The following is a 13,061-nucleotide window of genomic DNA, read 5'->3' on the forward strand; positions in this document are numbered from 1 at the left end:
GAGAAGTACGCTATGTACTTCTCTCGTTTTCTTATAATTTATTGCATATTAGCTTTTACAACTTCAATAATTCTTTCAGGAGTTAAACCATATTTCTCTACTAGTTCAAGTGGTTTACCACTTTCTCCGAATGTATCGTTAATACCGACCATAGCTACTTTTGTTGGGTGGTTTTGACAAACTACTTCACTTACAGCTGATCCTAATCCACCAATAATGTTATGCTCTTCGCAAGTAACGATAAGCTTGCTTTCTTTCGCAAGTTCTACGATTAAGTCTTTGTCGATTGGCTTGATTGTAGGCATGTTTACAACAGTTACGTTAATGCCTTCAGCTTTTAACATTTCGCTAGCTTTAAGAGCTTGCTGAACCATGAAGCCAGTTGCGATTAATGTGATGTCTTGACCTTTTTCAAGAACAATACCTTTACCGATTTCGAATTTGTAGTCTTCTTTGTTATTAACTGCTTCAACAGCTAAACGACCAAGACGAACGTAAGCAGGACCATCGAACTCAGCTACAGCTTTAATGACTGCTTCTGTTTCTACAGCATCACATGGTGAGAAAACAGTCATGTTAGGAATACTTCTCATAAGAGCTAAATCTTCTACAGATTGGTGAGATGCACCATCTTCACCTACTGTAATACCAGCGTGAGTTGCACATACTTTAACATTTAATTTAGGATAGCAAATAGAGTTTCTGATTTGCTCGAAGGCTCTACCAGCAGCAAACATTGCAAAAGTACTAGCAAATACAGTATTTCCACATGATGCAAGACCAGCGGCTGTAGACATCATGTTTCCTTCTGCAATACCCATGTTAAAATGCTGTGCTGGACGTACTTGTTGAGCATCACCAGTTTTTGTTGATTTAGAAAGATCCGCATCTAATACAATAATATTTTCGTTTTCTTGTACTAAGTTTGCTAATGCTTTACCGTACGCTTCTCTTGTTGCAATCTTACTCATTATTCATTGCCTCCTAATTCCTTGATCGCTAATTCACATTGTTCAGCAGATGGAGCCGCACCGTGCCATGCATAGTTGTTTTCCATGAAGGATACACCTTTACCTTTAATCGTCTTAGCGATGATGGCAGTTGGTTGTCCTTTTGTTTCACGAGCGTTTTTGTATGCTGCGAAAAGCTCTTCGTAGTTATGTCCATCAACTACAATTACGTTCCAGCCAAAAGCTTCAAACTTTTTATCAATTGGGCATGGATTCATAACTTTTGTGATGTCACCGTCGATTTGCAATCCGTTAAAGTCAACGATTGCAACAAGGTTATCAAGTTTATAATGAGCCGCACACATTGCTGCTTCCCATACTTGACCTTCTTCTAATTCGCCATCACCAAGTAATGTATATACACGATTTGTTGTTTCATGAATTTTATTAGAAAGAGCCATACCAACAGCAGTTGAGATACCTTGACCAAGTGAGCCAGTTGACATATCTACTGCATCAATATAGTTCATGTTTGGATGACCTTGTAGTTTTGAGTTAACTTGTCTAAATGTAGTAAGTTCTTCAGCGGAGATGAATCCTTTTTCGTGTAGTACTGCATAAAGTACTGGAGAAGCATGACCTTTTGAAAGAACGAATTTGTCACGATTGATGTCGCTTACATTCTCTTCTGTAATATTCATTTCTTTGAAGTATAGAGATGTTAAGATTTCTACAGCAGAAAGAGATCCACCTGGGTGACCTGAAGCTGCTTGTGTAACCATACGGACGATACTTTTTCTAGCATTTGTTGCTTTTTGTTCTAAAAGATTGAAGTTTTCCAACATGAATCCTCCTAAAATGAAATAAATGACCTTTATGTGTTAAGCATAGAATTTTATTTGGTGTTCGTGAAGTGATAATTTATTCCAGTTATTTAATTTTATTGTAAAGTTGGAATTTGTAAGTGGGGAAATGGTTTTGTATTATCAATTTTTAATGGTTTTTGTATGGTAGTATAAGAGATGAAATACTTAGTTGGAGGCAGAAAATGAAATATAAATTAGTTTGTATTGATATGGATGGTACACTTTTGGACAAGAAATTTTCTATTCCAGAAGATAATATTAGATCGTTAAAGGAAGCGATGGAGCAAGGTGTGCAAGTCGCGTTAGTTACAGGAAGACCTTATAATATAGCAAGTTATTTTAAGAAATACTTGGGTGAGAATGTTTCAGTAATTGGTACAAATGGAACCTACTTTAAAATTGGAGATGTAGAATATAAGAAGTCGTTGAATTCTGATGAAATTGCTACTATTTACGAATTAGCTACGAAATATAATTTATCTGCACATTTTAAAGGTTACGATATGGTTATTTCTAATCATAAAATCGATGAGAATCAAGCAGAGAAGAAAATAAGTGCATCACTTCCAGTCGAAAATCAAATGAAGTTTTTCGAGGAATGTTCTCTTCAAGATGCGTTAGAATGTCATCAAGACCATATTATGAAATGTCTTATTTTTTCTGATGATCTTGATGCGGTTGCGAAAGCGAAGGCTGAATTAAAGCAGTATGACAATCTAGAAGTGGTTAGCTCACATCTTAATAACTTTGAGGCAATGCCGATTGGTACATCTAAAGGATTAGCGGTCAAACAATTATGTGAGATGTTACACGTTCAACCGGAGGAAGTTATTTGTATTGGTGATAATGAAAATGATTTATCAATGATTAAATTTGCTGGTTTAGGCATTGCAATGGGGAACGCTCCGGAAGCGATACAGGCACAAGCAGATTTCGTTACAGATACGAATATTAATTGTGGTGTGGCAAAGGCAATTGATCGTTTTATTTTAAATAAATAACTTTAAAAATCCCGAAAATCTTAGATTTTCGGGATTTTTATTATGATTGATTAAACTATTATTTAAGCCAAACCATGATAAAGCGCATAATGTTCTATATCATTTGTTTGAATGTTACCTGCAAAATAATTGGTTTTATATTTTTTAGGTTTTTCTTTTACATAAATGGATGCTAAGTCACGTAAGATTAGCTTTGCTTCTGTTCCGTCGGTAATGCATTCTGTGCTCTCATCAACATGTAAGCTGCATTTATCATACTTTGTTCCATTCTTGAGCAGGACATCTACATAAAGTAGTGTTTGTTTAACTGCTACTCGTATACATTTTTCTTTACGAGAAATCTCAGATACTATTAATTCTCTTGTTAAATGATTTGTGACATTAGTAAGGTCACGTTTTAGTAAAGTGATTTCATGTTCTAACTGTTCAATTTCTAGTGTTTCTGTTGTCATCCATATCCCTCTTATTCATGTGTATTTCCCCTGAAGAAAGGTTGTTAGCTAAAAGTATACTCCTGCTTAGTCGGAATAGACAAATTATTCAAACTGTAATAGTGAAAAAACTTGCGATGTATATAGGACAAATTGTTTATTTACGTTTAATTTTTTCTTGCGATGACTAAAATGAAAGGCTGAAAGGGTGACATCGTGTGAAGATTGTTTTGTTTATTATTTTAATACTTATTGTTTTGCTTATATGCATCCTCTTATCGAAAATAACCATTCGCGTTCATTATTATCATGGAAATGATAATGATCAGCTCAAAGTAATAATAAAAGCATTGTTTGGCATTGTTTCAAAAAAAATAGATGTACCTGTCATTAAAGTACAAAAAGATTCAACATCGGTTGTTATTAAAGAACGAACAGAAAGCAATACTAATAAGGAAAAGGAGAAGAAGAGAATTAACATCGAGGATATTATGAATAGTTTTCATGATACGAGAGAAATGATTCAACATGTTAAAGATGCTTATCCAATTCTAAAGAAATTCTTTAAAAAAGTGGGAGTCCATCAATTTCAATGGCAGAGTGCAATAGGCACAAAGGATGCAGCTCTTACAGCAAAGATAACTGGTGTGATATGGGGAATAAAAGGTATTGTGCAAGCGTGTGTATATAAATATCTATCTGTACAATGTCAGCCTTCCTATCAGGTTACGCCATATTTTAATAGAGGTCTTTCTGCCACGGAATTTCGTTGTATACTATCCGTTCGCATTGGCTATGCTATTCTAACAGCATTTAAGCTTATTCGTCATTGGAGAGGTGGCAAATTACACTTGAAATCTTCTACTTTTCAAAAACAAAACAATCAGACAAATAAAACAGTTTAGCAGGAGGAAATAGTATGTCAGAACATCCAATTCAAGGACTTATGAGTGCAGCAATGGAAAATTTAAAGGAAATGATTGATGTTAACACAATCATTGGTGATCCAGTTGAAACGCCAGATGGTAGCGTTATTTTGACTGTTTCAAAGGTAGGGTTTGGCTTTGCAGCTGGTGGTAGTGAATTTGCTGGTGAGAGCGGTGGAGGACAATCGGGAAATAGTGGCGGTAATTCTAATTCTGGTCAATCTAATCTTCCATTTGGAGGAGGTAGTGGTGGAGGTGTCTCTATCACACCGATTGCATTTCTTATCGTTAATTCTAGTGGGGTGAAGATGCTGCATCTAGATGAAAATACACATTTATTAGATAAGATTCTCGATTTAGCGCCTGCTGCAATTGAAAAGATTCAAGGGATGATGTCTAAGAAGGACAGTCAATCACAGTCAAAAGATAGTAATCAACAAAATCAACCAAAACATGATTTAGAATAAATTTATATGTAAAGTTTCTTTATACTAAATTTAGGGTATGCTAATAATTGAAAAATTTCCGAAAAAAGCATATGATAACACTGTACATATGTTGTAAAAAAGGGGAGATAAAAGGATGGCTAATATTACTTTTAAGAACAATCCAGTTACATTGCTTGGAAATGAAGTAAGAGTAGGAGATGCAGCTCCAGATTTTTCAGTATTACGCAATGACCTTTCACCAGCAACTTTGTCAGACTATCAAGGACAAGTTAAAATTATTAGTGTTGTTCCTTCCATTGATACAGGAGTTTGTGATGCGCAAACAAGAAGATTCAATGAAGAAGCAAGCAATCTTGATAATGTAAAAATATTAACTATAAGTGTTGATTTACCATTTGCACAAGGCCGTTGGTGTGCTGCAGCTGGTATTAAAAACGTTGAAACTCTTTCTGATCACCGTGATTTATCTTTCGGAAAAAATTATGGTGTAGCGATTGAAGAACTTCGTTTATTGGCACGTGCTGTTTTTGTTGTTGACAGCAGTGATACAGTTGTTTATGCGGAATATGTGAGTGAAGCAACTAATCACCCTGATTATGAAGCAGCTGTGAATGCCGCTAAAGCAGCTAAATAATTTTTCTACTCTTTTAATGTTAACTGATTGGCTGATTCATTTTGTCTTATGAACAACAAGACGAGTGAATCAGCTTTTCTTTTTTTTAGGAAAACTTATTAAGTGTATAAGATGTTTAATAATTATTGCCATTCCTTTACGTATAATGTATTTTTTCGTTACAATAAGAGCAGAAAGAACGGAGGTTTTTTGTTTGAAATTTGAAAGTATCGAAAAGGTATTCCAATTATTAGACCAGACAGCGGTCATTATTGAAGAGGAATGTGACTGCACGTATTTAGAAGCACTTGCTGAAACATCTGAAAATCTTTTTCATAATTCGATATTACAAGAAGAGTTAAGTGAAATGACTAAGAAGCGTCTTCTTAAGCAATATGATACAATATCAATTGAGCAATTTGATGGTGAAACGATTCGTAAGGCGTTTCAATTAGCCATTTTAAAAGGAATGAAGCAGAATACTCAATCGAATCATCAAATGACACCTGATTCAATTGGTTTATTTGTTAGCTATCTTGTTCGTAAATGTTCTGAAGGAAAAGAGCAATTCAGGTTGTTTGATCCTGCAGTTGGGACAGGAAATTTACTTTTTACGATTTTACAGCAATTTGATAAAGAAGTTATTCAAAGTGTTGGCTGTGATGTAGATGATACACTAGTTAAATTAGCATATAGTGGAGCGAATTTAATACAATGTCCAGTGGAATTGTATAATGGTGATAGTATTAAACCGCTTCTAATCGACCCAGTAGATATTATCGTGAGTGACTTACCGGTTGGTTATTATCCCGATGATGTAAGAGCTAATGATTTTGAAGTGAAAGCTGAGGGAGAACATACATATGCTCATCATTTATTGATTGAACAAAGTGTAACTCATCTTAAAGCTGGGGGGTATGGAATTTTTATTATCCCTAACAGTATTTTTGAAACTTCACAAGCCACATTATTACAGAGCTTTTTGAAGAATCATACACATATACAAGGTCTTATTGCATTACCGCATTCTTTATTCAAAAACGAAGCGGCAGCAAAGAGCATTTTGTTAGTACAAAAGAAAAGTGAAGATGTAAAGGCACCGAAAAATGCGTTGCTTGTGCAACTTCCAAAAATGTCAGATGCAAATGCGATGCAAAATATTCTTAATCAGATGGATGAATGGTTTAAAGTAGAAAAGGGAAATTGATATCTTATCTATGAATCGCTAAGAGATAAAAGTCCCATAATGCTTTGATTCACAAAGCATGGGACTTTTTCTTTTGTGTTTAATAGTTGGATAATTTAGAATATTATATAACTATACGAACAAATATATGTAGGATGTAGCTGAGTTTTAAGATGGTAATACATGGTGTAATAATAAAAAATAAAAACGTTTATGATAAGAAAGAGCAATGGCATTAAAATTGTGATTTCTGTTATACTTTTTTGAATATTTTTATTGAAACACAATTTCGTTCTATTGAAATATCTATTTGTTCATTTGTGAAAAATATTTGAAATTCCTTTTTGCTATTGAAAATATTTGAGTACAATGCTTAAATGTAACTTGTACTATTTATTGTATTACAGTTGATTGGAAAATAATATAACACAACATAGAACGCAAATGATAAGGAGCGACAGCACATGTCAAAAATAATCGCAATTAATGCAGGTAGCTCATCTTTGAAATTTCAATTATTTGAAATGCCAAGTGAGAAAGTTATTACAAAAGGTTTAGTGGAAAGAATTGGTTTAACTGATTCAATCTTTACAATTTCAGTAAATGATGAAAAAGTTAAGGTAGTTACAGATATCCCTGACCATGAAGTGGCTGTTAAAATGCTTCTTGATAGCTTAATTGAACATGGTATTATCAAATCATTTGATGAAATTAACGGAGTAGGACATCGAGTTGTACACGGCGGAGAAATCTTCAGTGATTCAGCTGTAATTACAGACGAAGTTTTAAGACAGATTGAAGAGCTATCTGATTTAGCACCACTTCACAATCCTGCTAACATCACTGGAATTAAAGCTTTCCAACATATTTTAAAGGATGTACCAGCAGTTGCAGTATTCGATACAGCGTTCCACCAAACTATGCCGGATAATTCATATTTATACAGCTTACCGTATGACTACTACAAAGAATATGGTATTCGTAAATATGGTTTCCACGGAACATCTCATAAATACGTTTCTGAAAGAGCAGCAGAAATGCTTGGACGTCCAAAAGAGCAATTACGCTTAATTTCTTGTCACTTAGGAAACGGTGCAAGTATTGCAGCAATTAAAGGCGGAGAATCAATTGATACTTCAATGGGATTCACTCCACTTGCAGGTGTAACAATGGGAACTCGTTCTGGTAATATTGACCCTGCACTTCTTCCATTCATTATGGAGAAAACAGGAAAAACTGCTGATGAAGTAATTAGCGTATTAAACAAAGAAAGTGGATTACTTGGTGTATCTGGTTTCTCTAGTGATTTACGTGATATCGAAGCTTCAGCAGCAGAAGGAAATCACCGTGCTGAGTTAGCTTTAAAAGTATTCTCTGACCGTATCCATAAATACATCGGTTCTTATGCTGCACGTATGTCTGGTGTAGATGCTATCATCTTCACTGCAGGTATTGGTGAGAATAGTGACGTTATTCGTGCACGTGTTCTTGAAGGCTTAGAATTCATGGGCGTATATTGGGATCCATCTTTAAATGCTGTTCGTGGAGACGATCGTTTCATCTCTTATCCACATTCACCAGTTAAAGTATTAGTTATTCCAACAAATGAAGAAGTTATGATTGCTCGTGATGTTATGCGTTTAGCAGAAATGTCATTAGTACACTAATATTAAATGATAACCTCTTATGATGTTCGTTAATCAACATCATAAGAGGTTATTTTTAAATGCTAAGAAAGTAGTTAATTTTGTACGGTGTCTAGCTCCAGCGCCCAGCGACTAGTAAATTTCGCCCATCTTCCTACGATAAGTCAACATCGAATCGGCTACCGCCTTCTTCGTGTTTCCTTTATCTCAGTCGAAATGCTCCAATCTATACGTCGCAAAACGGGCACTTGCGCTTTTCTTATTTAAGGTAATAATTGTTACAAAAAAAGGAATTTGGGAATGTTTTGAAAAAATCACCTTCATTATGACGATAGTAGTGTTAAGGGGTGATATAAATGATTGAAGAATTATTAAAAAGAGTTAGTATACTTAGAGAATATAATTATAGTTATAGTTCTCAAACAAGCGAACATGCTAGTGTAACGGCAGTGAGTGGAGTGGCTTTTGCTGAATGGATATATGATGCCAAAATATATTTAGAAGTCAATTATTCAGGTACAGATTTCATGTCGGATTTTGCTGAGGCTGGTAGGCAAGCGATAGGAAGTGAAATTAAATATTTAGATACGATGGAAGGCATTTTATTAGCAGTCAAAAAAGCAGAAGCAAATGGATTGCTAGTTCCAATAAAAGCGTAAAATATGGATTCGAAAACACTCTACCAATCGTGGGGTGTTTTTCTGTTTCAAATAGCTTGTGATATACTATTCCTAAACGTTTCATTTTAAAATGAAAGGAGTGAATCTTATGACGTTTACAAGTCGGGAAATGAAAATTTATGAAGAAGTAAAAGCTTGGGAAGAAAAACTTTATAGCCATGAAACAACTGACTTTGAAGTGTTGTATGATAAAGCTCTTCAAAGTAGTTTTGCTCTTATACCAGAAGATGTACAAAAGGAATTTTTTACAACGCTAGATAATATGCTGTTTCATCTTCATGCGATGATTCAAGGTGCACAGTTTCAAATGGATGCGAGAGATCGTATTTTGGCCACAGCTAGAATTTTTAATGAAGACATTGAAGAAATCGCAGACATGAAGTACTTAACAGCTGATCAATTAAAATACATAGCACAGCAACAAATCGCGAGACATCGACTTTATTCATTTGCTCAAGGCGGCATCAGTGGAATGGGTGGCACGGTGTTAATTACAAGTGACCTACCTGCAATTACATTTATAAATCTTCGTCTTGTACAATTAATTGCAATGTCTTATGGATATGAAGTGAATACGCCAAAAGAAATGATGATTTCATTGAAGGTATTTCATACTGGAACGTTACCAGAGAGATTGCAAAAGTATGGTCTGGAAGAATTGAATGAATGTACACAGCATACAGAGCAATCTTATTTCTTTGATGGTGATGATGAGATTACGGATATTTCATGGTTTGAGCAGCCAGTCAAACAAATTATGAAGTATATGGCTATTTCATTGTTCCGAAAAAAGAAAATTCAAGGTTTACCGCTTATGAGTATGATGATTGGAGCGGGTAGTAATTATTCATTAACTAGACGTATTAGTGAATTTGCACATCATTATTATCAATATAGATATTTGCAAGAAAAAAGTGAAAAATAGGATTCATTGAATAAAAAAGCATCGGTTTCGATGCTTTTTTTTGTCTAACCTTCCTCTTAATTATGCCTTTTTTGTGTTATATCTTCTTGCGTTCGATACCAAAGCCATAGGTCATTAATTTGCGAAGCAAGTTCAGCTATTTCTGAATTTAGAATGCAGGATAAAGCGAAGTTCTCTTCCTCATTTAGTTGTTGTTGTTTAGCATTAATATGAGTTTCTAAATCATGTATACGATCAGGGATTGTGCCACGGATATCTTCCCATTCTGTTAGAATCTGTTGTTGTATATGTATATCATAATTCTCCCAGTGTAAATCTAGGTCAGGAATGTTTATGCCTAATCTATTATTATATGTAAAATAGTTTTTCTGCATGGAATTCTCCTCCGTTTTATAAGATATTACATTAAAATCCTAGATGATTATACATATGTTGTATTTTATATAAAATAGTATGTTTTTATTAGTTCGTATTACGGGTAAATACATATATGACTATTCTATAATGATTGATAGAGATTTTCATCTTTTTATGCATTGTAAGGGCATACAAAGGATATGTAATTAATAGATAAATCAAAAACTTAAGAAAATAGAGAAATTACCCTTGCAAAAAAGTAAAAAAGCTGATAAAGTTGGTATCAAGATTTTGAATAAAAATTATTTAAGATGAATTTTTATTCATACACGGGGGGCAATTATAAAATGTCGAAACAAAAAGTTGTATTAGCTTATTCCGGAGGATTAGATACTTCCGTTGCAATTAAATGGATTCAAGATCAAGGATACGATGTAGTAGCATGTTGTTTAGATGTAGGAGAAGGTAAAGATTTAGAATTCATCAAAAACAAAGCTATTTCAGTTGGTGCTATTAAATCATACGTAATCGATGCAAAAGAAGAATATGCACAAGAGCTTGCTTTAGTAGCTATGCAAGCACATACATTATATGAAGGAAAATATCCTCTAGTATCTGCACTTTCTCGTCCGCTAATCGCTAAGAAATTAGTTGAAGTAGCTGAGCTTGAAGGAGCGGTTGCTGTAGCACACGGATGTACGGGTAAAGGTAACGACCAAGTGCGTTTTGAGGTTTCAATTTCAGCTTTAAATCCTGATTTAAAAGTTATGGCGCCAGTTCGTGAGTGGAAATGGTCTCGTGAAGAAGAAATTCAATATGCAATTGATCACGAAATTCCAATTCCAATTAACTTAGATAGCCCATTCTCAATTGACCAAAACCTTTGGGGAAGAAGTAATGAATGTGGAATTTTAGAAGATCCATGGGCAGCTCCACCTGCTGATGCATATGATTTAACTGTTAGTCTTGAAGATGCACCAGATGTTGCAGATGTAATCGAAATTACATTTGAACAAGGTGTTCCAGTTGCGATTGATGGTATTCCTTATAAACTATCAGATTTAATTCTTAAATTAAATGAAGTTGCTGGTAAGCATGGTGTTGGTCGTATTGACCATGTTGAAAACCGTCTTGTAGGTATTAAATCTCGTGAAGTATATGAGTGCCCAGGCGCAATGACACTTATTACAGCACATAAAGAATTAGAGGATCTTACTCTAGTAAAAGAGTTAGCTCACTTTAAACCAGTTATTGAGAAAAAACTTACTGAACTAATCTATGAAGGTCTTTGGTACTCACCATTAAAAGATGCATTAGTTGCATTCTTAAAAGAATCACAAAAAACAGTTAGTGGCGTAGTACGTGTGAAACTATTCAAAGGTCATGCAATCGTAGAAGGTAGAAAGTCAGAAAACTCATTATATAATGAAAAACTAGCTACTTACACAACTGACGATGAGTTCGATCATGCTGCAGCTGTTGGCTTCATTTCATTATTCGGTTTACCTACAAAAGTAAACAGCATGGTTAACAACAAGAAGAAGGTGGAAGCGTGAAAAAACTTTGGGGAGGAAGATTCACTAAATCAGCTGAAGAATGGGTAGATGAATTTGGTGCTTCAATCTCTTTTGACCAAGAACTTGTGTTAGAAGACATCGAGGGAAGTTTAGCTCACGTTAAAATGCAAGGTGAATGCGGAATTCTTTCTCAGGAAGATGTAACGGCTATTTCAAACGGCTTACTTACATTGAAAGAAAGAGCTGAAAATGGTGAATTACAATTCTCTGTGAAGATGGAAGATATTCATTTGAACTTAGAAAGTATGCTTATTGATGAAATTGGTCCAGTCGGTGGAAAGCTTCATACAGCTCGAAGCCGAAACGACCAAGTTGCGACTGATATGCATCTATACTTACGTAATAGAACGAAGGAAGTTATTAATCTTATTAATGAGCTTCAAACAGCTTTATTAAATAAAGCAAAGGATAATGTTGAGACGATTCTTCCTGGTTATACACATTTGCAAAGAGCTCAGCCTATTTCGTTTGCTCACCATTTACTAGCATACTTCTGGATGTTAGAAAGAGATAAAGAACGTTTCACAGAAAGCTTCAAGCGTATTAATAAATCTCCGCTTGGTGCTGGTGCTTTAGCGGGAACAACCTTCCCGATTAAGCGTGAGCTCTCAGCAGAGTATTTAGGCTTCTCAAGCATTTATGAGAACAGCCTTGATGCTGTAAGTGATCGTGACTTTATTTTAGAATTTCTTTCAAATAGTTCTATGATGATGATGCATTTATCTCGTTTAGCGGAAGAAACGATTCTTTGGTGTAGCCAAGAATTCCAATTCGTTGAATTAGATGATGCTTTCTCAACAGGAAGCAGCATTATGCCACAGAAGAAGAATCCTGATATGGCGGAATTAATCCGTGGAAAAACGGGACGAGTTTACGGCAATCTGTTTGGTTTATTAACGGTATTAAAGGGTCTTCCTTTAGCGTATAACAAAGATATGCAAGAAGATAAAGAAGGCATGTTTGATACAGTTAAGACAATTACAGGTTCTTTAAAAATCTTCGCAGGCATGATTTCGACAATGAAAGTGCGTACAGATGTTATGGAGAGAGCAGTGAAGTCTGATTTCTCAAATGCAACTGAATTAGCGGACTATTTGGCAAGCAAGGGTCTACCATTCCGTGAAGCTCATGAAGTAGTAGGTCAATTAGTGCTAACTTGTATTAACCAAGGATGTTACCTAGCTGACTTATCTATGGATCAATTCAAAGAAGCGAATGCTTTATTTGAAGATGACATTTATGTGGTTCTACAACCTTATGAAGCAGTGAAGCGTCGTAACAGTGCAGGTGGAACAGGCTTTGCACAAGTACAAGCTGCGATTGTGAAAGCGGAGAGCTTGTTGAAATAATTCAAAAGAAGGGCGTCCAAAAAGTGAGTTTTAATCACTTTTGGACGCCCTTTTTCGCTTTTTTCAATCGAAATGGTTTTCAAATAAAAAATCACCTCTTTAAGA

General features: G+C 34.9%; 14 protein-coding genes. 10 read left to right on the forward strand and 4 right to left on the reverse strand.

Translation table 11 applies throughout. The features are described from left to right. Positions 1 to 38: 38 nt before the first annotated feature. Complete coding sequence (locus TX86_RS00680; protein ID WP_042345333.1) at positions 39 to 971, reverse strand: transketolase family protein; 933 nt, start codon at positions 969 to 971, stop codon at positions 39 to 41. Next, positions 971 to 1,795 (reverse strand): transketolase, encoded by an 825-nt coding sequence (locus tag TX86_RS00685; protein WP_042345336.1) that lies wholly within the window; start codon positions 1,793 to 1,795, stop codon positions 971 to 973. Before TX86_RS00685 ends, TX86_RS00680 begins: the two co-directional genes overlap by 1 nt. Positions 1,796 to 1,998: 203 nt before the next feature. Between TX86_RS00685 and TX86_RS00690 the strand changes: the two genes are divergently transcribed. Further along, a complete protein-coding gene (locus TX86_RS00690) occupies positions 1,999 to 2,817 on the forward strand; it encodes a Cof-type HAD-IIB family hydrolase (RefSeq protein WP_042345338.1) in 819 nt (272 codons plus the stop codon). 62 nt (positions 2,818 to 2,879) lie between these two features. Here TX86_RS00690 and TX86_RS00695 read toward each other — a convergent pair whose 3' ends face one another. After that, positions 2,880 to 3,269 carry a hypothetical protein gene (locus TX86_RS00695; RefSeq protein ID WP_042345340.1) on the reverse strand — a complete coding sequence of 130 codons (390 nt, stop codon included), beginning with the start codon at positions 3,267 to 3,269 and terminating at the stop codon, positions 2,880 to 2,882. Between the two features lie 197 nt (positions 3,270 to 3,466). Here TX86_RS00695 and TX86_RS00700 point away from each other — a divergent pair, with 197 nt between their 5' ends. From TX86_RS00700 to TX86_RS00730, 7 genes are all read left to right on the forward strand, one after another. After that, positions 3,467 to 4,153: a DUF2953 domain-containing protein gene (locus tag TX86_RS00700; RefSeq protein ID WP_042345343.1), complete on the forward strand. Its 687-nt coding sequence runs from the start codon at positions 3,467 to 3,469 to the stop codon at positions 4,151 to 4,153. A 14-nt stretch (positions 4,154 to 4,167) separates the two neighbouring features. After that, positions 4,168 to 4,641: a GerW family sporulation protein gene (gene ytfJ / locus TX86_RS00705; protein WP_042345345.1), complete on the forward strand. Its 474-nt coding sequence runs from the start codon at positions 4,168 to 4,170 to the stop codon at positions 4,639 to 4,641. A gap of 115 nt (positions 4,642 to 4,756) precedes the next feature. After that, positions 4,757 to 5,257 carry a thiol peroxidase gene (tpx, locus tag TX86_RS00710; RefSeq protein ID WP_042345347.1) on the forward strand — a complete coding sequence of 167 codons (501 nt, stop codon included), beginning with the start codon at positions 4,757 to 4,759 and terminating at the stop codon, positions 5,255 to 5,257. 193 nt (positions 5,258 to 5,450) lie between these two features. Continuing rightward, positions 5,451 to 6,443, forward strand: coding sequence for a class I SAM-dependent methyltransferase (locus TX86_RS00715; protein ID WP_042345348.1), 993 nt, complete (start codon positions 5,451 to 5,453; stop codon positions 6,441 to 6,443). Between the two features lie 443 nt (positions 6,444 to 6,886). Then, positions 6,887 to 8,089 (forward strand): acetate kinase, encoded by a 1,203-nt coding sequence (locus TX86_RS00720; RefSeq protein ID WP_042345351.1) that lies wholly within the window; start codon positions 6,887 to 6,889, stop codon positions 8,087 to 8,089. A 335-nt stretch (positions 8,090 to 8,424) separates the two neighbouring features. Continuing rightward, on the forward strand, positions 8,425 to 8,727 hold the full coding sequence (locus TX86_RS00725) for a hypothetical protein (RefSeq protein WP_042345353.1): 303 nt from the start codon (positions 8,425 to 8,427) through the stop codon (positions 8,725 to 8,727). Between the two features lie 109 nt (positions 8,728 to 8,836). Then, the gene (locus tag TX86_RS00730) at positions 8,837 to 9,673 is read left to right on the forward strand and encodes an EcsC family protein (protein WP_042345354.1); all 837 of its coding nucleotides are present in this window, start codon (positions 8,837 to 8,839) and stop codon (positions 9,671 to 9,673) included. Positions 9,674 to 9,729: 56 nt separating this feature from the next. On the opposite strand, the gene TX86_RS00735 is transcribed toward TX86_RS00730, so the two are convergent. Next, positions 9,730 to 10,047 (reverse strand): hypothetical protein, encoded by a 318-nt coding sequence (locus tag TX86_RS00735; RefSeq protein WP_042345355.1) that lies wholly within the window; start codon positions 10,045 to 10,047, stop codon positions 9,730 to 9,732. 330 nt (positions 10,048 to 10,377) lie between these two features. Between TX86_RS00735 and TX86_RS00740 the strand changes: the two genes are divergently transcribed. After that, positions 10,378 to 11,586: an argininosuccinate synthase gene (locus TX86_RS00740; RefSeq protein WP_042345356.1), complete on the forward strand. Its 1,209-nt coding sequence runs from the start codon at positions 10,378 to 10,380 to the stop codon at positions 11,584 to 11,586. Further along, positions 11,583 to 12,956 (forward strand): argininosuccinate lyase, encoded by a 1,374-nt coding sequence (gene argH, locus TX86_RS00745; protein WP_042345357.1) that lies wholly within the window; start codon positions 11,583 to 11,585, stop codon positions 12,954 to 12,956. The genes TX86_RS00740 and argH overlap by 4 nt, the downstream gene beginning before the upstream one ends. Positions 12,957 to 13,061 lie beyond the last annotated feature (105 nt).

It is taken from the genome of Bacillus massiliigorillae (assembly GCF_000380245.2).
In the GTDB taxonomy this organism is placed as follows: Bacteria; Bacillota; Bacilli; order Bacillales; family DSM-1321; genus Bacillus_AD; species Bacillus_AD massiliigorillae.